The sequence below is a fragment of the Bacillota bacterium genome, assembly GCA_040757085.1.
GTDB lineage: Bacteria > Bacillota > Sulfobacillia > JACIYH01 > JACIYH01 > JACIYH01.
In genome coordinates this window covers 1-23,086 of record JBFLXJ010000031.1, presented here as the reverse complement: position 1 = coordinate 23,086, position 23,086 = coordinate 1, and the positions used below count along the sequence as shown (strand labels likewise).

The 23,086-nt window shown below is 65.2% G+C and carries 20 protein-coding genes; 10 read left to right on the top strand and 10 right to left on the bottom strand.

All coding sequences use genetic code 11. The features are described from left to right. From icd to AB1446_11775, 9 genes are all read left to right on the top strand, one after another. Positions 1-1,281: an isocitrate dehydrogenase (NADP(+)) gene (gene icd / locus AB1446_11815; GenBank protein MEW6547578.1), complete on the top strand. Its 1,281-nt coding sequence runs from the start codon at positions 1-3 to the stop codon at positions 1,279-1,281. 165 nt (positions 1,282-1,446) lie between these two features. Continuing rightward, entirely contained in the window at positions 1,447-2,736 is a 1,290-nt protein-coding gene (locus AB1446_11810) for an NAD/NADP octopine/nopaline dehydrogenase family protein (protein ID MEW6547577.1), read from the top strand. After that, on the top strand, positions 2,733-6,470 hold the full coding sequence (locus AB1446_11805) for a glutamate mutase L (protein ID MEW6547576.1): 3,738 nt from the start codon (positions 2,733-2,735) through the stop codon (positions 6,468-6,470). Before AB1446_11810 ends, AB1446_11805 begins: the two co-directional genes overlap by 4 nt. Positions 6,471-6,500: 30 nt before the next feature. Continuing rightward, positions 6,501-8,198, top strand: coding sequence for a D-aminoacylase (locus AB1446_11800; GenBank protein ID MEW6547575.1), 1,698 nt, complete (start codon positions 6,501-6,503; stop codon positions 8,196-8,198). Positions 8,199-8,289: 91 nt separating this feature from the next. Further along, a complete protein-coding gene (locus tag AB1446_11795; GenBank protein MEW6547574.1) occupies positions 8,290-9,867 on the top strand; it encodes an ABC transporter substrate-binding protein in 1,578 nt (525 codons plus the stop codon). Between the two features lie 35 nt (positions 9,868-9,902). Further along, positions 9,903-10,823 (top strand): ABC transporter permease, encoded by a 921-nt coding sequence (locus AB1446_11790; GenBank protein MEW6547573.1) that lies wholly within the window; start codon positions 9,903-9,905, stop codon positions 10,821-10,823. A gap of 14 nt (positions 10,824-10,837) precedes the next feature. After that, positions 10,838-11,710 carry an ABC transporter permease gene (locus AB1446_11785; GenBank protein ID MEW6547572.1) on the top strand — a complete coding sequence of 291 codons (873 nt, stop codon included), beginning with the start codon at positions 10,838-10,840 and terminating at the stop codon, positions 11,708-11,710. A 29-nt stretch (positions 11,711-11,739) separates the two neighbouring features. Beyond that, positions 11,740-13,407, top strand: a complete 1,668-nt coding sequence (locus tag AB1446_11780) for a D-aminoacylase (protein MEW6547571.1) — start codon at positions 11,740-11,742, stop codon at positions 13,405-13,407. 74 nt (positions 13,408-13,481) lie between these two features. Beyond that, positions 13,482-14,123, top strand: coding sequence for a PilZ domain-containing protein (locus tag AB1446_11775; GenBank protein ID MEW6547570.1), 642 nt, complete (start codon positions 13,482-13,484; stop codon positions 14,121-14,123). Here AB1446_11775 and AB1446_11770 read toward each other — a convergent pair. The 10 genes from AB1446_11770 to AB1446_11725 are packed head-to-tail and all read right to left on the bottom strand — an operon-like array spanning position 14,113 to position 22,664. Further along, entirely contained in the window at positions 14,113-16,404 is a 2,292-nt protein-coding gene (locus AB1446_11770; protein ID MEW6547569.1) for a PAS domain S-box protein, read from the bottom strand. The two genes, AB1446_11775 and AB1446_11770, sit on opposite strands and share 11 nt — an antisense overlap. 18 nt (positions 16,405-16,422) lie before the next feature. Beyond that, entirely contained in the window at positions 16,423-17,514 is a 1,092-nt protein-coding gene (locus AB1446_11765; GenBank protein ID MEW6547568.1) for an FIST C-terminal domain-containing protein, read from the bottom strand. A gap of 28 nt (positions 17,515-17,542) precedes the next feature. Next, positions 17,543-18,028 (bottom strand): hypothetical protein, encoded by a 486-nt coding sequence (locus AB1446_11760; GenBank protein ID MEW6547567.1) that lies wholly within the window; start codon positions 18,026-18,028, stop codon positions 17,543-17,545. A 23-nt stretch (positions 18,029-18,051) separates the two neighbouring features. After that, on the bottom strand, positions 18,052-18,453 hold the full coding sequence (locus tag AB1446_11755) for a hypothetical protein (protein ID MEW6547566.1): 402 nt from the start codon (positions 18,451-18,453) through the stop codon (positions 18,052-18,054). Beyond that, a complete protein-coding gene (locus AB1446_11750; protein ID MEW6547565.1) occupies positions 18,438-19,664 on the bottom strand; it encodes a hypothetical protein in 1,227 nt (408 codons plus the stop codon). Before AB1446_11750 ends, AB1446_11755 begins: the two co-directional genes overlap by 16 nt. Positions 19,665-19,696: 32 nt before the next feature. Further along, positions 19,697-20,503 carry a GGDEF domain-containing protein gene (locus AB1446_11745; GenBank protein ID MEW6547564.1) on the bottom strand — a complete coding sequence of 269 codons (807 nt, stop codon included), beginning with the start codon at positions 20,501-20,503 and terminating at the stop codon, positions 19,697-19,699. A gap of 7 nt (positions 20,504-20,510) precedes the next feature. Then, positions 20,511-21,122: a SpoIIE family protein phosphatase gene (locus tag AB1446_11740; protein MEW6547563.1), complete on the bottom strand. Its 612-nt coding sequence runs from the start codon at positions 21,120-21,122 to the stop codon at positions 20,511-20,513. A 4-nt stretch (positions 21,123-21,126) separates the two neighbouring features. Continuing rightward, a complete protein-coding gene (locus tag AB1446_11735; GenBank protein MEW6547562.1) occupies positions 21,127-21,528 on the bottom strand; it encodes an anti-sigma regulatory factor in 402 nt (133 codons plus the stop codon). Positions 21,529-21,544: 16 nt separating this feature from the next. Next, positions 21,545-21,940 (bottom strand): STAS domain-containing protein, encoded by a 396-nt coding sequence (locus AB1446_11730; GenBank protein ID MEW6547561.1) that lies wholly within the window; start codon positions 21,938-21,940, stop codon positions 21,545-21,547. Position 21,941: 1 nt separating this feature from the next. Beyond that, complete coding sequence (locus AB1446_11725; protein MEW6547560.1) at positions 21,942-22,664, bottom strand: STAS domain-containing protein; 723 nt, start codon at positions 22,662-22,664, stop codon at positions 21,942-21,944. Between the two features lie 176 nt (positions 22,665-22,840). Between AB1446_11725 and AB1446_11720 the strand changes: the two genes are divergently transcribed. Then, positions 22,841-23,086, top strand: a 246-nt coding sequence (locus tag AB1446_11720) for a PocR ligand-binding domain-containing protein (protein ID MEW6547559.1), incomplete at its 3' end; no start/stop codon positions are given.

Here is a 23,086-nt window from a genome sequence, read left to right as displayed (position 1 = left end):
ATGGGGCATCAGGATGTTTCGGGGGAGTTGTGCCGGTGGGAAGCAGGCAGGCTGGTGGTTCCCGATCGCCCCGTGGTGGGTTTCATCGCGGGGGATGGCATCGGGCCGGAGATATGGGAAGCGACCCGTCCCGTGCTTGATGCTGCCGTGGCGCGGGCTTACGGGGGGGCGAGGCGGGTGGTGTGGCGGAGCCTGGAGGCGGGTGAGTCTGCTTACCTGAAGACGGGAGAGTACCTGCCGGTGGCAACCCTGGAGGCCATCCGCCAGTGCAAGGTGGCCATTAAGGGTCCACTCACGACACCGGTGGGCAGCGGTTTTCGGAGTGTGAATGTGGCCTTGCGGCAGGCCCTGGATCTCTACGCCTGCGTTCGTCCCGTACGCTGGTTCCCGGGGTTGCCGTCGCCCCTACGGCACCCCGAGCAGGTGGATCTGGTCATATTCCGCGAGAATACCGAGGACGTCTACGCCGGGATAGAGTGGCCCAGCGGAAGTCCGGCCGCCCGACGGCTGATCGAATTCCTGGCCGATTCGCTGGGGGTAACCGTGGACCCGGATTCCGGGATCGGCGTCAAGCCCATCAGTCGCCGGGCTTCCCGTCGTCTGGTTCGCAAAGCGTTTCTGTATGCACTCGAACGGGGCCGGAAAAGCGTCACCCTGGTCCACAAGGGTAACATCATGAAGTACACGGAAGGGGCGTTCCGGCAGTGGGGGTACGAGCTCGCCGATGAGGAGTTTGGCGATCGGGTGGTGCGAGAGGATACGCTGGGCACTGGACGGGCGCCGGATGGATGCATTGTGATCAAGGATCGGATAGCCGACAACATGTTGCAGCAGCTGATCACCAGGCCTGGGGATTACGATGTGATCGCGGCCCCCAACCTGAACGGCGACTACCTGTCCGACGCAGCCGCTGCCCTGGTGGGCGGGCTGGGCGTGGCCCCGGGGGCCAATATGTCTGACGAGGTGGCTGTGTTCGAGCCGACCCACGGTTCGGTGCCCAAATATGCGGGGCAGGGCAAAGCCAATCCCACCTCGCTGATACTCTCCGGGGCCATGTTGCTGGAATACATGGGCTGGCACGAGGCTGCGCGGCTGGTTCGTGCCGCCGTGGAAGAGGTGGTCGGGGGCGGTACGGTTACTCCTGATCTGGCGCGGATGGCGGAAAACTGCCGATCGGTGAGCACCGTGGAATTCGGAAAGGCAGTGGCGGCGGTTGTGTCGACGGGTGACTGGCTCGGCCAGTCTTCCGGTGGGCATGCTGCCCACAGGCGTCGCCTATAGCATTGCTTACTTGAAAAGGGCGGTGGACTCCTCCCACATCATGGGAGGTCGCAAAAAAGAACGGGCTGGAGCAGGAATTGGCCAGTTCGTGCCGAATATGCTATACTGGTCATGACCAGTTATTACAGATGGTGACCACGTGGTCCGCAAGGGCGGCAGGGGGCAGTGGATGAGGCACAAGTCGCTGGCGGGGTAGCCGGGATCGCAGGCATGCCGCGGGTGGTGGTGGCGGGGGGCGGACACGGGGCCCATGTCCTCGTCGCGACGTTGGCCCTGCGCACGTCCCTGGAAGTGGTGTGGTACCTCCCTTACCGGGACGAAGCCGATAGGGTTATGCGGGCCATGGCCGGGTCCCCGGGCGGGCTTACCGTAGTGTCTTCGGCGGGGGAATGCATGGTAGACCGGGGCCGGGTGGTGGTGACCCGTGACCCCCGGATGGCATCCAGCGCCATGGCCGTATTGCTGGTGGCGCCTGCCTTTGCCCACGAGAGTTTGCTGGAGGGTCTTTCGCCTTGGTTGAGCCCCGGCACCATGGTGGGGGCGATTCCGGCCCGGGGCGGGTTCGAGTACCAGGTGAAGGAGCTCGCCGGCAGAGTTCCAGGGATGGTCGCCTTCGGGTTGCAGACCCTGCCCTGGGCGTGCCGGCTCGAAGTCTACGGTTGCCGGGTGAGGGTGCTGGGGGCAAAGGCGCGCGTCCTGCTTGGTAGTCGTCCGCAGGCAGCGGCTCCCCGGGTAGCCAGTATCCTCAGCGCGTGGCTGGGAGTGCCTGTCGTGGCGGGGGGAGGCCTCACCGCCATGACCCTGGCGAATACCGGGCAAATCCTGCATCCCGGGCTCATGTACGTCCACATACGGCGGCTTGGGGACCGGGCTCTGGCAGCGCAGGAGGTCCCTCTGTTTTACCAGGAGGCGGGAGAAGAAGGAGCAGCCTTGCTCGCCTCCATGAGCGCCGAGGTAATGGAGTTGCGGGACGCCCTGGCCCGTGCCTTCGGTGGCCTGCTGGACCTGGGTGGCGTGGTGGACGTTTACACCTGGTTGAAAGATGCTTACGTGGGCCAAATAGACGACCAGTCCAGCTTGCTGCAGGCCTTGGCCAGCAACCGGGCCTACCGGGGGATCCGCCTGCCGGTGGTTGAGGTGGCCGAGGGGAGGTACCGGCCGGATCTGAACTCGAGGTACCTCACGGAGGATGTGCCCTTCGGGCTGGTGGTGACCAGGGGGCTGGCGGAGTTGGCGGGGGTGGCGACCCCCGTCATCGACGGGGTGCTCACAGAAGTGGGGGCATGGATGGGCGTGGTCTGGCTGCGGGAAGGCAGGCTGTCACCCGAGGGGGTGGCCCGCAGCCGGGCTCCGCAGCGTTATGGAGTGAAAACGCTGGCTGAGGCACTGGCGGGTGAGTTTGAGCCGATCGCCGGGAAACTCGAGCCAGATGTTCGGGAGGCAGTTGGGCGATGAGCGACACTTCTGGGGTGGGCAGGAAGAGACGGGTACTGGTGGCGGCCATTGGGGACTGCGTCCATTCCCTGGGGGTGGAATCCTTCGCGGAATGGATGGAGGACCTGGGGATGGGCTACGTGGCCATCAAGCTGGGGCCGGCTGTTCCCGTGGGGGAGGTGATCAACAAGATCAGGGAGTCGCGCCCCGAGGTGGTGGGCATCTCCATTCGGCTGGGTGACCTGCACGTGGATAAGCTGGTGGGAGAGTTCGTGGAAAAGGCGTGGGAGTATGGGCTAAATCCCCAGGCCAGCGGCATCCGCTACTGCTTCGGAGGATTGCGCCCGGCGGCCAACCTGGTGCGGGCCATGACCGGGCAACCGGTGCTGGAGGACCGCTTTTCCCTGCCCGAGGACCGTCACTACGACCTGGACAAGGTGGCAGAAGAATACCGTCACAAGGAGAAGTTCCGGGACTTCTTCGCTCTGATCGTGGACGACTTCGTTACCATGGAGGAGTTGCTGGACTTCGCCCTGGGCAAGCCCCCGCGGCGGGTAGCGGAGGAACAGTGGTCGGACGAACTGCTGGAGCGCATTCGCCAGGTGCGGGACCGGGAGAACCGGCCCATCCTGCGGGCCCACATCGGTATCGCCGCCGATAGCGTGGAGCCCACCATTCGCGACGTCATGGAGGTGGCGGAGGCGGGGGCCCTGGAGATAGTGTCCCTGGGTCCTGACCAGCCCAGCCAGGCCTACCTGGCCAAGTTCATCCGGGGAGAAGAGGATCCTGCCAAATACCTCAAGGGTCAGGGTGGGGTACCCATCCGCAGCAAGGAGGACCTGGTCCGCCTTAAGGAGGCCACCCGCCGGGGCAATTTCCCCATGATCCGCATTTATTCGGGCACCGACGAGTTGCTGGAACTGGCCAAGATCTTCGAAGAGACCCTGCACATGCCCTTCCCGGCGGTGCCCATATTCTTCTACAACGAACTGGACGGCCGGGGACCCATCTCTATCCGTGATTCCTTTGATGAGCACTTCCGGGTGATGCGCTGGTGGGCTTCCCTTGACAAGCCCCTTGAGATCAACGATCCGCACCAGTGGCAGCTTCGCAACTGCTCGGACGACATGTACGTGACCGACCACGTGGTGGCGGGCGTAGTGGCCCTGAAGATGGGCATCCGCCACTACATCATGCAGCTCATGTTCGACCTTCCACCCCAGATATCGGGGCTGATGGACCTGGCCAAGATGCAGGCGGCCTACGAACTGATCGAGCCCCTTACGCGGCACTTCGACTTCCACATCATCAAGGAGACGCGGGGAGGGTTGTCCAGCTTCCCGCCCAACCTCAACATGGCCAAGGGCCACCTGGCCATCACCACCTGGTGGCAGATGTTCGTGGATCCGGACATCATCCACGTGGTGTCCTATCCGGAGGCCCACCACGAGGCCCGGGCCCGGGACATCATCGAGTCGTGCGAGATCGTCAAGCAGGTGGTGAAGGACTTTTACAAGGGCCACCGTCCTGACCCGCTTTCCGATCCCCGTCTGGTGGCCCGTAAAGAAGAGCTGAAGCGGGGGGCCATGTACAACATCCTGCACCTCGCCCTCATGGGAGGGTACGAAGGACCGGTGACGGTGCAGAACTTCCTCGATTGGGCGGTACCGCCCGAGGAGGCTGCCCGGCGCGCCGAGCCTTCCGCCCGGGAGCGCAACTACGAGACCATGCTCCTGTCGTTCGTGGACGAACGGAACTACCCGGGTGGCGAGTGTGGCATGATCAGTCCCGACACGCTGGACCTGGCGCTGCAGACGGGTTTGTTCCAGGCCCCCAAACTGACGGTGCTGGACAAGCGCTACGAGATGGTGGGTAAGTGTCGCACGAAGATGGTCGACGGCTGCTGTCGTATCGACGAGTTTGACCATCGAAAGGTCAAGGACGAGATGGAGCGGGTCGACCTCGTGCGCGCCCGTTATCCCTGGTACTTTGACAAGAGCATTTCGGTGGCGGACGAGGAGTCGTACATCACCGAGTTGCCGGAGACCATCGACGAGTCGGTGGTACGGGCGTTCCGCGACCGGGTCGGAATCCACCGTGTGGAGGGCAAGAAGGTGCTGGTGGTGGACTTCGGCAGCACCTTCACCAAGATCGGCACCTTCGATACGGACCGGGAGGAATTCCACCTTCGGTACGTGGCCACCACGCCCGAGGACTTGCGGGAAGGCCTGGCCAACGGCCTGGGGGTCTTGGAGGAGTGCCGGGAGCGGGGGGACTGGGAGCCCCTGGCCCGGGCCATGGCGGAGTACGACATCAAACTCCCCTGCTCCAGTGCCAAAGGTGGTCTCAAGGTGGTGACGGTGGGTCTGGTGCCGGAGGAGAGTGGGGAGGCTGCCGAACTGGCGGCGCTGACCGCCGGGGCCAAGCTGGTGGGGAGCTACGCCGGCCGTCTCACCGATGAAGAGGTGGAACGCATCTACCAGCACGATCGTCCGGAGATGATCCTGCTGGCCGGTGGGGTGGACTACGGCGGGGAAGCGGAGATCATCCTGCACAATGCCCGCTTGCTGGCTGAGGAAGCCCGGCGAGCCACCTACGCCCGCTACGGCATCCCGGTGATTTACGCGGGCAACCAGGACGTGGCGGCCGAGGTAGAGCGCATTTTCCGGATCAACGGTGTTGACGTGCGGGTGACGCCCAACGTGATGCCGGAGGTGAACACCTTCCGCATCGAGGCGGTGAACGAGGCCATCCGTGATCTCTTCCAAACCGTGATCATCCGGGGCAAGGGCTTCGATGTGGTGGAGGAGTACATGAGTGCGCCGTTCCTGCCCACGCCCCGGGCGGCCTTCCTGGGTATCAACCTGCTGGCGAAGGGGTACCAGGACGAGCCCGGCCTGGGCAACCTGGTGGCCCTGGATATCGGCGGTGCCACCACGGACTTCTACGCCAACGTGGCATCCAATCCGCTGTACGCCTACCCCGGCGACGATCCCCGCAAGCGGGTGAAGCGGACCATCCTCAAGACCCCCAATGCCCCCCTGGCATACCGCCGGGTGGAGGGGAAGTTCGGGCTGGCGTACGATGCCGAAAACCTGCTCGAGTTGCCCCACTTTGCGGACGGTACGGCGGCAGAGGTTCTCTCCCGCAAGTTCTGGCAGCGGTTCCCGGGTTTCCGGCCCCGGCCGCATGACTCCAAGAGGGTTCCCGGCCTGGTGGGCGAAGACGTATTTCACCAGTTCTTCAGTTCCGACCGGCCGGGGGCGCTGTTCGATGTCAATTCCTACCTCAGGTATCTTTCCGCTCACCCTCACCACCTGCCGGCGTCGGAGGAGGAGAGCTGGTTGCATTCCCACCTGGGTCGGGAGATCATGGCCATCACCACCAGGAACAACGTGGGAAGGGTGCAGGAGACGGACACTTACTTCCTGCAGTATGGGGTGAACTTCTTCAACAATCGTTGCACCACGCTACTCATCGGAGGGACCATTTACCACAAATGCCGGGACGCCGGGCCCGGGTACCTGGAGCACCTGCGCATCATCGCCTCGGGTGCCCTGTATGACCCGACTGAGGCCCATGTCCTGCGTCCCCGGGGAGAGGTGTTGCTGGATGCCTCATACATGGTCAGCATCGTGGGTGGGCTGTACGGTCGCCTGGACCCCGCCCGTGCCCTGCGCATGATGAAGCGTTGCCTGCGTCCCCTGGAGGTAGAGGTACCCGTGTCCCCGCAGGTGGAGGCTGCAGTGCGCTGACGGAGCAGCCGTCGGCAGGCGTACGTCTTCGTGGCCAGGGCAGAGGCGGTGGAAGGGAACGGCATGCCGGAGGCAGAGGGGCAACTCGACCTGGTCATCCGCGGCGGGATGCTGGTGGACGGTACCGGCAACCCCTGGGTGCGTGGTGACGTGGGCATCAGGGACGGCAAGGTGGCCCTCATCGGGCACCTGGATGAAGAATCCGCCCGCCAGGTTCTGGACGCCAGCGGGATGGTGGTGGCACCGGGATTTGTGGACATCCACTCCCATTCCGACCTGACCCTGCTGGTGGACGGGCGGGCCATGAGCAAGGTGCTGCAGGGGGTCACCACCGAGGTGGTGGGTAACTGCGGGCTTTCCGCAGCCCCCCTGCTCGATGAGGCGGTGGATTACCTCCGGGATACTGCCCGCCACCTGGCCGACTTCCTTTCCTGGAGCTGGCGCACGGTGGGTGAGTATCTGGAGGAGCTTGACCGGCGAGGGGTGGCCGTCAACGTGGCCACCCTGGTTGGTCACCGCACCCTGCGGGTGGGAGTGATGGGGCACACCCCCCGGTCGGCCTCCGAGGAAGAAGTGGCCAGGATGGCAGCTTTGTTGGCCCAGGGATTGGAGGAGGGGGCGTGGGGTTTTTCCACGGGGCTTGCTTACGCGCCCGGTTCCTGGGCCGATCAGGGGGAGCTCGTGGAATTGTGCCGCGTGGCGGCAAGGTACCGCGCCTTTTACTCGAGCCACATCCGCGACGAGGAAGGCGGTGTAGTACAGGCCGTCCGGGAAGCCCTGGAAGTCAGCCGCCTTTCCGGGGAGCCGGTTCAGATTTCTCATCATAAGGGCGTCGGTCGCCACCACCGGGGCCGGGCCGAAGACACCTTGCGCCTCATCGGACAGTACCGCTTGCGGTCGGGCGTGGACGTATCGTTCGACGTGTACCCGTACACAGCGGCCAGCACCTGGCTGAGTTCTTATCTACCGACCTGGGCCCTCGAGGGGGGCAGGCATGCTCTCCTGGAGCGCCTCGCGCAGCCCCAGGCCCGGGTGCGCATGCGGGAGGACATGCGCCGCGACCTCTTCGAAGGGAACGATCCGCCCAGCGTGTGGCGGGAGTTCCTGGTGGCACGGGTGGGCCTGGGCGGTGGGCGTCCCTGGGAGGGGAAGTCGCTGGCCGAGATAGCGGCATTGCGGGGCCAGGATCCTTACGAGGCAGCTTTCGACCTGCTGCAGGAGGGTGAGGGGCTGGTGCAGGTCATCCGCTTCGAGACGACGGAGGCCGAAATCATGACCCTCCTCCGCCACCCTCTTTCCCTGATCGGCTCGGACGGTTCCGCTCTGGCGACGGATGGTCCGCTGGCGACCGGCCATCCCCATCCGCGCAACTTCGGTACCTTCCCCCGCGTCCTTGCGCGCTACGTGCGGGAGCGGGGGGTTCTGTCGCTGGAGGAGGCCATCCGGAAAATGACCTCGGGCCCGGCCGGTAGGGTGGGCATCCGGGATCGCGGGTTGCTCCTGCCCGGTATGTGGGCGGACGTGGTGGTGTTCGACCCCAACCGCATACGGGATACTGCAACCTACCGTGACCCCAAGCGCTACCCCGAGGGTATCGCCTGGGTGCTCGTGAACGGGCAGGTGGTGGTGGAAGAGGGGCGCCATACGGGCGCCCGGCCGGGACGGGTGCTGCGACGGGCGAGGCCGTATGCGGTCGGCCGTGCCCCGTTGACGCCTCTTCCCAGGTAGCGTCCCCGGGCCCGTGCCTGATGGGAGGTGGTCGAGGCCGAGTTGCTCTGACTGTCACCGGGAGAGGCCCAATGCGAAGGAGGGAGAGGGAATGAAGAGGCAAGAACACAGGCGGTTTGTGTGGTGCATGGTAGCAGTACTGGCTGTCGTGCTGGTCCTGGGTGGGTGCACCGGAAAACAGCCGCAGTCGGAGTCAGGGAAGCCTGTCCGGGACACTATAGTTGTTGCCCTGGCCAGAGAAGGCGAAACGCTGGATCACATCAAGACCTCCTGGACAACGGACGCCCACTACACCGTCCTGGATCGCCTGGTAGAGAGGGATTTCGATCTCAAGTACGTACCGCACCTGGCGGAGAGCTGGACGTCGTCCCCTGATGGAAAGGTGTGGACCTTTAAGCTACGCAAGGGCGTGAAGTTCCACGACGGAACACCCTTCAACGCGCAGGCGGTGAAGTGGTTCATCGAAGCCATCATCGACCCTAAGAACGCTTCCCCTTCTGCTTCGGACTTCGCGTTCATCTCCCGCATCGAAACCCCGGATGAGTACACCGTGGAGTTTCACCTTAAGAACCCTTACCCCAACGTACTCTTTAAGCTGAGCACCACCTATGCCGGTATCATCAGTCCGGAAGCTTACAAGAAGTACGGGCCCGAGGGTACCAAGGAATACGGTACAAAGTACATGGTTGGGACGGGTCTGTACAAGTTTGTGGAGTGGGTGCCGGGCGATCACCTGCTGGTCACCGCCAACCCGGATTACCAGTGGGGGTCCGAGTTCGTGCAGAATAAGGGCCCAGCTTACATCAAGAACATCAACTACCGCATTATCCCCGATGCCGCTACCCGCCTGATGGAGTTCGAGGCGGGGAACGTGGATCTGCTACTTGAAGTTGCACCCCAGGACGTCGACCGTGTCAGCAAGATGGCGAATGTGCAGGTTTTCCGGAAGCCGCACTTCGGCCTGGGTTACCTGGCGTACGCCACCGACAAGAAGCCCTTTAACAACGTGAAGGTGAGGCAGGCCATCAACCTGGCCATAGACAGGGAAGCGATCGTCAAGTCGGTGTTCTTCGGGGTTGCCTCTCCTGCCTACGGCTACCTCCCGCCGCTGTTGCCCGAGTATGTGGAAGACCGGCAGGCTCACCGGTATGACCCCGAACAGGCCAAGAAGTTGCTGGCCGAAGCCGGTTATCCCAACGGATTCAAGTGCAACCTGGCCACGCTGAACAAGACCGAGCATGTCCGGGTGGCAGAAGCGGTACAGGCGCAGCTTGCCAAGATAGGCATTCAGACGGAGATCACACAATACGACAACGCCAGCTACGCCGCATTCCTCAAGGAGGGCAAGCAGGAGCTCTTTATCAGGGAGTACTCCTGGTCGAGCGCCGATATCCTGCAATGGTTCCTCTACAGCTCGCAGTTCCCCTACCCGAATCACTCGCGTTGGGTCGACAAGAAGACGGATCAGCTCATCGATGGTGCCGAGTACGCGCCCAGTATGGAGGCGAGGGCGCAGGGTTACAAGGTCCTGCAGGAGTATCTTATAAGCCAGGCCGTGTGGTGTCCCATCTGGTTCCCGGAGAAGGTCCAGGCAGTGCGCACCGACAAGGTGGATAACTTCAAGATGCACCCGCTGTACACCATATTCAACGACGTGCGGCTTAAGTAACCCGGGTTTGGAGGGACGGGGGGCCTGACACCGCCGTGTACCAGTACCTGTTGCGGCGATTGATGTTGCTGATTCCGGTCCTGGTGGGGGTAACTCTCGCGGTATTCCTGCTCATGCACCTGGCCCCGGGTGATCCCGCTTTGCTGATCGCGGGGCAGAACGCACCTCCCGAGGTGTACGAGCGGATCAGGCAGTCTCTGGGGCTCGACCGTCCCCTCTACGAGCAGTATGCAATGTTCCTCGGCCGGGTCGCCCGGGGGGACCTGGGCCGTTCCATACTGCTGCACAAGCGCGTCGCTGATCTGATCGCGGCCGCGCTGTCTGTGACCCTGGGGCTGGCCCTGGGCGGCATGGGGCTTGCATACCTGATCGGCGTGCCCGTCGGTATCGTGTCGGCGGTGAAAACCTATTCTGTTGTCGACCAGGCCAGCATGGTGGGGGCACTGATATTCGTGTCGGTGCCCCCCTTCTGGCTGGGCCTGATCCTGATGTACGTGTTCGGCCTGTGCCTGGGATGGTTTCCCATCTCCGGTCACGGTTCGCTTGCCCATGACGTGCTGCCGGCGCTCACCCTCGGACTGGGTGGGGCGGCTCTGGTGGCGCGCATGACGCGGTCGGCGATGCTGGAGGTCGTCCGGCAGGATTTCGTGCGCACCGCCCGGGCAAAGGGGTTGTCGGAACAGGTGGTGATCTACAAGCACGCCCTCCGTAACGCTGTGATACCCATCATCAGTTTGCTGGGGCTGAGGCTGGGGTGGACGGTGGGTGGTGCCGTTACCCTGGAGATGGTTTTCAGCCGCCCGGGCATGGGCAGATTGCTTGTGAATTCGATTCTGGCCAGGGATTACCCGGTTGTCCAGGGTGTGCTGCTGGTCCTCGGGCTGGCCGTGATGCTGGGCAACCTGCTGGCCGATGTATTTTACGCAGTTGCTGACCCACGCATCAAGTACCGCTAGTCTGGGGATAGCACATGGACGAGTTGCAGGAATCGAGATTATCGGCCGACGGCCAGCTCGGTCGGGTCTGGAAACAACTGTGGCGCAGGAAGGCGGCGATGGGTGGTGCCGCCCTGGTGTTCCTGCTGTTGGTGGTAGCCGCCGCCGCGCCCTGGCTGGCCCCCTTCCATTACGCCGAGCAGAATCTGGACGAGGTGCTCCTCCCACCTTCCCGAGAGCACGTGCTTGGCACGGACGACTTCGGCCGCGACGTATTGAGCCGGATCATATATGGGAGCCGGATTTCCCTATCGGTGGGTGTGGTGGCGGTGAGCATCGGGGCCGGCCTGGGCATCGTGCTGGGTGCTGCCGCCGGCTACCTGGGGGGGTGGGTTGACCACCTGGTGGTCGCCCTGATCGACATAGCGTGGTCGTTCCCCACCATCCTTTTGGCCATTGCCCTGGTGGCCGTGCTGGAACCGGGTTTGACGAGCGCCATGGTGGCGCTTGGCCTCGTCACCTGGCCGTCTTACGCCCGCGTGATGCGCGGGCAGGTGCTGAGCCTGCGGGAGAAGGAATTCGTGGAAGGGGCTCGGGCCATGGGAGCTTCTTCGTGGCGCATTGTGGCCCGGCACCTTATCCCCAACGCCATTCCGCCCATGATCGTGATGGCCACCCTGGGGATGGCCGATGCCATCATCGTGGAGTCCACCCTGAGCTACCTCAGCCTGGGTGCCCAGCCCCCCTTGCCCAGCTGGGGTTCCATGCTCAATGCAGGTCGCACGTTCATGCATCGGGCCCCCTGGCTGGCCGTCTTTCCGGGGCTGGCCATATTGTTGACCGTGTTGGGCTTCAACCTGTTTGGAGATGCTCTCCGGGATGCCCTGGATCCGCGCATGAAGCAGTAGCCCCGGGAAGCACTTCAGGAGGTTTTGCTTTGTACGACTATATCTTGCGCGATGCTACGGTGGTGGACGGCACCGGCCGCCCCGGATTCCCCGGTGACGTGGCCGTACGAGACGGCCGCGTCGTTGCCATGGGCAGGGTGGCAGGACCTGCGAGACGGGAGATACGTGTCGACGGGAGGGTTGTGTGCCCGGGCTTCATAGACATCCATTCCCATTCGGACCTTAGTCTGCCCGAATTGCCCACTGCGGACAGCAAGGTGATGCAGGGAGTCACCACGGAAGTGGTGGGGAACTGTGGTTTTACACTGGCTCCCACCCGGAAAGAGCAACTGGGTGCTCTGCGCGATTACCTCAGTAACACGGTGGCGGTGAAGGGGGGCGACCTCGATCTGGCCTGGACCACCCTGGGCCAGTTCATGGACTGGCTGCAGGCGAGGGGGATTTCCGTAAACGTGGCCACGCTGGTAGGACAGGGTACCCTGAGGGTGGCGGTGATGGGGTTTGCGGAGGGCCCCCCGGATGAAAGCCAGCTCCGCCTCATGAAGGAGATGCTCACGCGTGAGCTGGCCTGGGGCGCCTTCGGCATTTCGGCGGGACTCCCGTATATTCCCGACGCCTTCACCACGCCCGGCGAACTTGTTGAGCTGTGCCGGCTCGTGCGCCAGGCCGGTGGGATAACGAGTGTTCACCTGCGGGATGAAGGGGCTCACTGGGAGGAATCCCTGCGGGAAGTGGTGCAGGTGGTCAGGGAAACCGGGGTCTCCCTGGAGATCTCTCACCTTAAGGCGGAAGGCCGCCGCAGCTGGGGCAAAGGGGAGGAGCGCCTCAAACACCTGCGGGCGCTGCGACGCGAAGGCCTTCCCATCGACGCCGATCAGTACCCGTACACTGCCTTTGGTAGCGGTCTCCAGGATCTGGTGCCTCCCTGGGTGAGAGCCCGGGGCGTGGAAGAGATGGCAAGGCTCCTGAAGGAGCCCGCCGTGCGCGAAAGAGTGAAGGCGCAGATCTACGGCGTGCAGCCTGCGGAGCCCCGGTGGGAGCCTCCGGTTCTGGACCTGCGCTGGCGAGACGTAATCGTTTCACACGTCCGGAGTGAAAAGAATTCGGACCTGCAGGGACGGACTCTGCAGGAGATCGCCGACGCGAGGGGACAGGATCCCGCTGACGTGGTGATGGACCTGCTGGTGGAAGAACGTGCCCACGTGAAAATGGTGGTGCAGGCGATGCAGGAAGAAGACGTGCGCACCATCCTGGCAGATCCCGACATACTGGTGGCTTCCGACGGGCGGGCCACAAGCCCCCGTGGCCCGGATCCGGGCAGTCGGCCGCACCCACGATATTACGGTACTTTTCCGCGGGTGCTGGCCAGTTACGTCAGGGAGCAGGGGCTGCTTTCCATGGAAGCGGCCATACGCAAGATGACATGGCTGCCCGCCCGGAAGCTGGGCCTGCAGGACCGGGGCGTGATTGCTCCTGGCTGTGCAGCCGACCTCTGCGTGTTTGATCCCGACCGCATCCAGGACCATGCCACTTTCCAGGACCCGCACCGTTTCCCTGCTGGTATCGATTACGTGTTTGTCAACGGAGTCCCCGTGGTCGAGGAGGGAAGTCATACAGGGGCCCGCCCGGGTCGCGTGTTGCGTCGCCCGGAAGAGCGGGTGAAGACGTTGAGCTGCTGCAAAGGCCCAGCCGGCTGATCCGTGCGTCCCCGGGGTGTACTCCTGCCGGCCAGTCCCCGATACTGGTAACAGGAAGGGGCAGGTGGTGATGGGTGGACATCCAGCAGCTGTACCGGTTGCACCTGCAGGCCGGATCGGGTGCCAGGGTGGAGGTGAGCAGCCGGGGCGCGGTGTGGGAAGGAAAGTGGGTAGTTTCGGACGATGACTTCCAGGTTTCCCTGCCGGCGGAAGCTGCGGGCAGTTCCGGTGACAGCAAGCCAGCCGACCTGCTGCAGGCTGACGTCCGGGTGCACCTTGGGACAGGCATTCACGTGTTCCCAGCCCGGCTGCGGCGCGTGAGGGACGGGATGTGGAGGGTGGTCCTGGCGGGTCCGGTGAGGGTCAAGCAGAGGCGCCGGGCGGTCCGGCTGCCTGTTGACCTGGAGGTGCTGTGCCGGAGTGCCCGCGGCGAAGAGAGGCTGAGGGCGAAGGATGTAAGCCCCGGTGGGGTTCTGCTCAGCGCGGCCAGTGAACTGCCGGTGGGGGAGGGCGTGGAACTTCAGTTCACCGAGAAGCCCTGGTCTGAGGTGGGGGTGCTCAAGGGTGCAGTGGTGTGGACGTGCCGGGCCGGCGCGGGTTGGGCGTGCGGTGTCGCGTTACGCGGGCTGGACCGCCGGCAGGAGCGGCTGCTCGTGCACCTGGTAGCCCGGGGGTTGGCGAGGCAGGCGGCGGAAGCCTGTCAGGCTAAGTCGTGAGGGCGAGGAATTTCAGGACCAACTCGGGGTCGAACTGCAGGCCTGCTGAGCGGCGCAGTTCAGCCAGCGCCTCCTGGTGAGTCATGGGCACGGGGCGGTAGGGTCGGGGGTTGGTCATGGCGTCGTAGGCGTCAACGACGGCCAGTATACGGCAGGGAAGCGGTATCTCCGGGCCTTTGAGACCTGCCGGGTACCCGGTGCCGTCCCAGCGCTCGTGGTGGTGGAGTATGTACTCGGCGACGGGTGCGAGCTCCGGCGTAGCCCGGGCTATGCGGTAGCCTATGTCCACATGCTGCTGCATGAGGCTGCGTTCTTCGCTGGACAGCCGGCCCGGCTTGAGCAGCACCCTGTCCGGCACTCCTATCTTGCCTATGTCGTGGACCAGGGCGAGGGTGGCGAGGGCCGGCTTGCGGGATTCGCTGATGCCGCATGCGTCGGCCAGGCGGAGGGCCAGATCTTTGAGACGCCTCGTGTGCTCCTCGCTTTCCAGGTCGCGTTCGGCCAGGGCCGAGAGCAGCGCCCGCACGAGATGCCCCGGGGCACCCGACCCCGTGGCTGCCTTGCCGGTGTACATGGCGCGGTCCGCCGCCTTGAGGGCGTCTCCCAGGGGCTTGTCCGGCCACTCGGCCACGGCGGTGCCCACTGCCAGGGAGAGAGGCGGGTCTTCTTCCCGGATCGAGCTGTTGTATTCCCTGACGGCCTCATGGATGCGGCGGACGATCTCGTCGCCCTTGGGCTCGCACGTCCGGGGCAGGACAACGGCAAACTCGTCTCCCCCGATGCGCGCCACCAGGTCTTCTGAGCGGAAGCAGGCCCTGAGGACCCCTGCGGCTGCGCGCAGCACCTGGTCGCCCCGGTCGTGGCCCAGGTTGTCATTGATGGACTTGAGGCCGTTGACGTCAGCCAGTATGACGACCATGGGGTACTGGGAGGCGTCGTCCTTCCAGGCCTGAAGCTGCTGGTCGAAGTAGGCGCGGTTGTACAGGCCTGTCAGTGCGTCGTGCGTGCTCAGGAACTTCATCCTGGCCTCGGCCTTCTTGCGTTCGGTGACGTCCATGAGCGATCCAAGGACACAGGGCTGTCCGTTGTACTCGGCGCGGGTCCCCAGCACCTCGCAGGTGATGGTGGTGCCGTCCCTGCGCAGGCCGCGGAAGGTGTAGTGGATTGAATCGATTTCCCCTGCCAGCCTGCGCCTGATGTTTTCTGCCACCGTTTCCCGATCTTCCGGGTGGGTGAGGTCGAGCGGGCCCAGGCGATCGACGATTTCCTGCGGGTGGTAGCCGAACGTCGACGCCAGCGCGGGGTTCACATAGCGGAACAGCCCGTCCTGGACCAGGTAGACGCCGACCAGTGCGCTTTCTGCTAGCAGGCGGTAACGGCACTCCGATTCCCTGAGCTTCTGCTCGAGGGCCTTGCGTTCCGTCACGTCGATGATGACGCCCATGATGTGGGGGGTTTCGCCGTGGTCCGTGCTCAGGGTGGCGGTGACTTCACCCCAGAACGTGCGGCCGTCCCGCCTCCTGAACAGGATCTCGTGGCCCCTCACGGAGCCGCTGGCAAAGATGCGTTCGAGGAAGCACCTGCGGTCGTCGGGGTTGGCGTAAAGGTCCGGCCAGGTGACCTCTCCCAGTTCGCGGCTGCTGTCGAAGCCGAACATGGCCAAAAACGCCGGGTTGGCGTCCAGGAACTGCCCGGCGATGGTGCTCCGGTATATACCCGCGTTGATGTGGTCGACCACTTCGCGGTAACGGGCTTCTGACCGGGCTAGGGCATCCTCGGCCCGCCGCCGGCTGCTGCGTTCTTGAGCCAGGCTTTCCTCGTACGCCAGGCAGGCCAGCGCGGCGCCGTGCACCCTGGGGGCCAGCCCCTGCAGGACTCCTGTCAGGTCCGCGGAGGCCCCGGCGCGGGAGAAGACGAGCTGCAGGACCAGCAGCCTTCCTACCGGGAACAGGAGCACCTCCTTTTCCTGTCCCGTGAGGTGGCCACATGCGGCCTCGAATTCAGGGTCGTCCCTGGTCCTCACCTGGGGCTGGCCCGCACAGTTCACCTGGCGCACGGTCTGCAGTGTAAGGTCACGGCTCCGGTATTCGCCCCCGCCTGGCCCCACGCTTGCCGCGGGCCGTGGTTGCCCCCCCTGGATAAGCCAGGCTGTGCCCCGGTGGGCGCCCGATGCCCGGACCAGGGTCTTCAAGAGCTGCTCGAGCATCTGGTCGATGTCGAAACTCTGCCCGATGGAGAGGGCGATCTCGTAAGAGAGCGATAGGGCGCCAATTACCCTCACCAGGTCGGCCTCCACCCTTCATGCCACCCCCACGACCGTGGTCTTGTTGTAAAACTCCACGTAGCGGTCCCCCCGGGAGGCCACCTCTCCCAGGCTCAGGAACCCGAAGACGGGAGTGCCCGGGGGAAGGGCTTCCCTTATGGCCCGGACCTCGCGCTCCATAGCCTCTTCCAGGTACAGCACGCGCGAGATGCAGTCGATCACCAGGGCTGCCCGGGGCGGTGCGCCCGTGCGCCGGGCGTGTGCGGAAACTGCCTGCCTGGCAGCGGTTCCTGCCGCCCTGACCAGATGATCGGGATCTCCTCGCATGAGCATTAGGACTGAGTTCTGGGGGACTTCGCCGACCAGGACCAGCGAGCCGTCCGGCTCCGTCCTGATGGGGTCCCTCACCACCACGGTCCCGTCCAGCCTGGCCATCCCCAGGGGGAAGCGCTTGGCGATGTTGAAGAAGTTGCCCTCGTGGAGGGTTTCTCCCGAGTGGCGCTCGACCGCCTGCCTGTACACCTCGAAAGCGGGTCTCCAGTTGAGCTCCTTCAACCGGGTGCCATCCGCTGCGGTTGCGACGTAGGGCCCCTGGAACGCCTGCCAGCCGTGTTCCACCCCGACGGCCAGAGTCGTATCCGTGGCGGCCAGTATAGCCCCTCCGGCGAAGAAGCCGTCCCGGGTGAACAGGCACGGCTCCTGGCGCAGGGTGAGCCTGCCTGCGCCGCCTCCTATGAACGTGACCCCCGGGCTGCAGGAAGTGAAGAGGCCGTGCAGGAAGTCCGATATCCCGGCTGCCATGCCGTCGAGGAGGACGAGGAGGGTGGTGTTCTCCGCTCGCTCTAGCCGCGGTTCGGTCAGGCTGGTGAGCCGGGCGACGCGGACAGGATCCGTGAACGCGCAGGCGACCGCCCCGCTCCTGTACCAGCGGTCGCCGAAGATGACTCCCGGGAAGATGCCTCCGAACACGTCCGTATCGAGCTCCCGGAGCAGCGGCGCCACCTGCCCGAACTCGAACGCCGTCTCCTCCGCGACCATGAGCATGATGCCCCGGGCGCCATGGAATCCTGCCAGGAACTGCTCCCAGTCCACCTGGGGACCCGGGTGCATGCGGGCTTGACCGAACACGCGGTTGCCTCCTTCTCTGATTTTGGGTTTATGGCCCTCGTGGTCGGACGTTGTGCGGGAGTGCGCCCGCTGTGAGGGTGGTTCCGTCGACCGTGGTGATGCTTACGACCCAGAGGCTGCCCTCGCTGCTGGCTGAGAATGCCGACACGCCGCCTACGACCACCTGCCCGTCCGACCACTGGGGCCATCCCTGCTCCGGTTCTCTCGTCGCCCGCAGCAGGTCGGTGCCGGAGACGTAGTATTCGCGCACCCTGCTTGAGCCGTCCCGTGTCGTGACGAGGTACGCGATGCCGGTCCCTCCGGACCGGATTCGTACCTCGGCCGCTGCCCGCAGGCCGGGGACGTCGCCGGAGCCGTCGATTATTTCCCTCATCGCGGCTGCCGCGCGGCTGCTGCGATAGCTCTTCTCGATGCCGTGCTCGTAGCCCCTGTGCAGGAACACCTGGGTCTGGGCGATCGCGAACACGGCGATGCCCAGGAGGGCCGCCGCGACGATGGCCTCGACGATGGTCATGCCGGCCTCCGGGTGGCCGTACCTCATGATGCGCCCCTGTGCCACAGGAACACCGCCTCCCATACGCGCCCATCTGCCTCGGCGGCCAGGCGGACCCGCACGGCCCCCGGCCCGAGTTCCGGGACTGGCTCCAGCGTCCGGCGCACCGTGAACCTGGTCCCGCGGAACGCGGGGAACTCCTGTGTCGTGGGTGATCCGGGAAGCGGGAGGGTGCCCGACCTGAGCATGGCCTTCGTCTCCTCTGCGGCGATGGCGAGCAGCCAGGCGACCTGGGTTTTTTCGTCGCCGGCGGCGGTGCCCCTGGCAGCGGTTGCCAGGGCAGTCAGGAAAGGCAGCATGGCTATGGCCAGGAGTTCCAGGGCGATGACGAGTTCGAGCAGTGCCGCACCCTTCTGGCTCCGCAGCAGCCTCAGCGCACCTCCCATGTTCCCACCTCCGCCTCCCAGCTGCCGGCGGGTGTTTCCCAGCCGTAGGTTTGCGCGGGCTCGGTGAGCTGGCCGATCGCGTCGTTCCATGAGAGCGAGGTCTTTTTCCCCGTGTCCAGGGTAGCGCAGACCAGGGCGCCCTCTATGTCTGTCTTGGCCCCGGTGGCGCATTGCCCGGCGGGGGCCAGCACCATCGCGTACGCGGAAGCGTTGCTGTCGAACTGGGCCGATCCGACGACGGCCAGGATGTGGGGCGGGTTGCCCGGGGCGGGCGGACTGCCCAGTGTCGCATTCGCTCCCACCGAAAGGTCTCCGGTGGCGTTGAGGCTGATGGGGACCAGGGGGGGGTCCTTCCCGGGGACGGCTCCGAAGTACGCGTGGTTGTCTATGAGCACCCCACCGCTGACCGTCCACGCGCACCGGGTGGCGCAGGTCAGCTGCGAATCGTTTTCGAAGATGACCGCCCAGTCTTCGTCGGCCGGCGGGCTGCCGAGGACGTAGAAGCGGATGGGGTACTGGCCCTGGCAGGTCACGGTGCAGTGCTCGCTAACGACGACGTAGCCGGCGACGTAGATTTCCACCGGGCCTGTGTCGGCCTGCACGACCAGGCCTTCTTTGCGGCGCGTCACCTCTATCCTGTCGAAGACGTATGTGCCAGGCCCGATGCGGGTCCTGCCGTCCCAGCTTGCCGGCGGGGCCGGCAGGGTGGGCAACTGTATGGCGAGCTGGGGCGGCGAGTATCCGGCCAGGTACCGCGGGTCGTCGGGGCTGGTTGCGATGACCCCGTCCCCGAGGGGCCCCGGGAGAAACGTCTGGGCGGGGATGAGCCCCGTGCGGGCGAAGGTGGCTGAGACCGTCCGCGAGGTGCCGCCGGCCGTCCCGGTGGACTCGACCCGGAGCCTTCCTCCTGTGTTGCGGATGGTGACGCGGTACGTGCCCCCGTCCCAGCCCAGTGCCGACCCTGAGCTGAACGTGATTTCCTGCCCAGGGCCTGGCGGGTGCAGGTCTCCCGTGGCGAGCCTGGCTGAGGCCTCTGCGACCCCGGATTCTGCCAGGTAGATGGCCTGGGTACGCCGGAGGTCAATCGCGGCGGCCCTGTTCCTTGAGACGGCAAGGTCGAGGAGGGGCGAAGTCAGGATCGCGAATGCCGCGCTCACCACGATGACCAGCAGCAGGGCGGACCCGGCCTGCGAGCGAACCTGCGTCTCCATGCTTCACACCCCGCTTGTTCCGCGAGTGCGGGCTATTCGCCCGGGGTCCCGGTGTGCCATGCTATCCGGTCCTTCCCGGACCTCTTGGCCGCGTACATGGCCTGGTCGGCCAGGCGGAGGAGGGTGTTGGGGTCTGCCGGGCCGTCGCCGGGGAACTCGCAGGCTCCGATGCTCAGTGTGAGCTCCCTGCCTGTGCCCGCCGGGTACAGCGTGTGCACCGCCCCCACGATCCTGGCGAGCGGCACCTGCGCCTGGTGCTTGCCAGTTGCTGGCAGCACAATCACAAACTCCTCGCCGCCGAGCCTGCCGACGAGGTCGCAGGTCCGGACGGCCGACTGCATGGCTGCTGCGACCTCCCGGAGGACGGCGTCGCCGGTGTCGTGCCCGAAGCTGTCGTTGATGTCTTTGAAGTTATCGATGTCTGCCAGAGCAAGGACGAGTGGTATTCCTTGCTCTTCCGCCTCGCGGAGCATCGCGCGGAGCCGCCGCATGATCCCTACGCGGTTGGGGAGGCCAGTGAGGCTGTCGTGCTCGACGCTTTCCCTCAGCCTGAGGAGGAGGGCGTCGAACACGACGAGCACCTGGGCGAGGAACTCGGTGGCCCGCTGTATGTACAGCCACTGCACGGTGTCGCTTTCGCGGGATACGGAGAGTGCTGCTTTAAGGCTGGCCGTGTGGATGTCCAGGATGCTGGCCGACTGCAGCTCGTCGGGATCGATGTTGCGCAGTATGGCTTCGTATGCGGAGTGCAGGACCGACTCTCCGGCACCCGCGAACATGTAGTTCTCGAGGAAGTGGCGGTAGAGTTCTTCGAAAGCGGTCTCTTTTATCCTTTTCATCCTTGCCTCACCCCTCCGATTGCCTCCTGCTCTGCCGCGTGTTGAGCGCGACCACGCAGGTTGCGTCGTCTTCGGGGACCGACCAGCCTTCTACGATCCGCCGCGCCACCTCAAGGGGCGTGCAGCCCCGGAAAGCTGCCGTGCCCGGGCGAAACCCGCTTCGTATCCCGTCGCTGCAGGCCACAAGCCAGGTCCCTGCCGGGGTTTCTGCCCGGTGGTGCCTGGGCTGACGCCTGCCGCGTCCCACCACGCCCGGTTGTCGCGGCAGGACGGTGACCCCATGGGGGTAGATCAGCCATGCCCTCATGCTTCCCACCGATAGGGACTCGACGTAGTCTGGTTGCAGGGTGGCCAGGAACAGGGCGCATCCCCTGGTTTTCGATGCGGCCAGTTCGGCGGCCTGGTAGGCCTGCTCGAGGCTGCCCGGGGGTGCACTTGCCAGGGCGCTCTGGACGGCAAGGGCGTCTGTTGCTGCCTGCGGTCCGTGCCCGAGCACGTCTCCGAGCACCACCACCTGCAGGCCCGGTGCCTCGAGCGAGAGCCAGAAGTCCCCGCTGGCGGGCTCCCCGACCCGCGGTTTCGACCAGCCTGAGACGAGCCAGGTCATGCGTTCGTGCACCGACTCAGAAACCCCTCCTGTACTTTGCCGCCCTGACCAGGGTGCCGGCGCCGGGCTCTGACCTGATCTCGAACTCGTCCATGAGGCGTCTCACACCGGCCAGACCTATTCCCAGGCTCCGTTCGTACGTGCTGAACCCGCCTGAGAGGACGCGCGCCACGTCGGGGATGCCGGGCCCCCTGTCCACCGCTACGATCTCCAGCCCCGGGGTGCCGCGGTCCCTGGTGGTGCGGCGCAGGCAGACGGAGCCCGTGCCGGCGTAGCGGTATATGTTGCGGGCAAGCTCCGACACGGCCGTGGTGGCCTTGGTCACATCGGACAGGGAAAAACCGTTCTCCTGGGCGAAGTTCTTGACCACCTGCCGCGCCGTGGCTATGTCCTGCTCCCGGCGTATGTGGACGACGATGTCGAATGATTCCGGGTCAACTCCGAATCCTGGGTTCGGGCGGGGCAATTCCTGGGGTTCCTCCCGTCAGGCGGCCGCGGGCGAGAGTGAGAGCGTGCTCGAGGTCCCGGGCGAAGGCCACATGGCGCAGCCGGACGCCCATCTGGGCCAGGGTGAGGGCGACGTGCGGCCTGATGCCGCACAGCACCGTCCGGCAGCCCATGAGGCGCGCCATGCTGGCGGTCTCGGAGATGGTGTACGAGATGTAGCTGTCGATGACGTCGACCATGCTCACGTCGAGGATCACGGCCTGTGCCCGCTCGGCTTCTATCTCATGCAGGAGTTGCTGCTGCAGGCGTTCTACGGTGGCGTCATCGAGGTCGATCTGGATGGGCACGAGCAGGCAGCCGGCGACCCTGACCGTGGGGACCACCCTATCCTGCTGCGTCGTGGTTTCCCTCCCCGGCCGTGTTCCACGGCAACCCCGAGTGTTTCTTCTTTTGAGCCTCCTCGCCGGCCACGAGCTCCAGCGACATGCGCAGGGCGTCCTCCAAATCGCGGGCGATGCCCACCATGCGGAAGTCTATGCCGAGCTTCACCAGGGTGTGGGCGACGCTGGGGCGGATCCCGGTGAGGACGACGGAGGTGCCCAGCAGTCTCAGGGCGGCAAACATTTCGATGAGGAAGCCTCCCACTGCGGTGTCGATGGTGGGCAGGCCGGTGACGTCGACGATGACCACCTTTGCCCGGCTTGCGCTGGCTGCTTCGAGCAGCCGCTCGGCCAGGGTTTCGGCCCGCACGCTGTCCAGGGACCCGATGAGCGGTACGAGCAGGACGTCCTTCCAGATCCGCACCATGGGTGTGGCCAGGTCCCGCAGGGTGTCCCGCAGGTGGTTCGCTTCTTCCTCCAGCTCCCTGCGGATCCTGCCGCTTGCGCGCAGGGCCAGCCGGAGGAGTTCGGCCTCTGATGCTCCCGGCACGGCGTCCGCTGCCCGTTTGAGCCCCTTGCAGACCTCTTCCTCCCCGAGGCTTCTGAGCAGGGGTTCGAGGGAATCAACGCTCGGCCCGCCCGGGGTGGACAGTTGGGCCAAGAACTCCTCCCACAGGCTTTGTTTCTGCTGGGCGGCGGTCAGTGTATGAACCAGCTGGTCTTTCACATTGCCCTCCCTCCATGCAGTCTTATGGGACTGCGTTCTCGGCCACTGGTTCGACGTTCCTGCCGGCAAGTCCTCCCCCGAGCCGCGGCCGACAGCCGCGATTGCCGCAGAAATCTTGGGTGCCACAGGACCCGGTGCCATGGTAGAATCTATGGGCGGACCAGGCGTGGAAAGGGGTGGCTGAGCGCGTTAGGGGTGCCATGGTGAAGGAGAAGTCGATGTTCTATCAGGAGCTCAGACAGTTAGGTTTACAGGAGCTTCAAGAGAGCATGAGCCGGGCCCTGGGGCTGGCGGCTATGGTCGCGTACCCGGATGGGCGTGCGCTGACCGAGCCGTCCAACCTGTGTTCTTTCTGTGCCATGCTGGGCAGCAATGCGGAAGCGCGGGCCAGGTGTGTGGCTTCGCGTGAGGCCTCTGCGAGG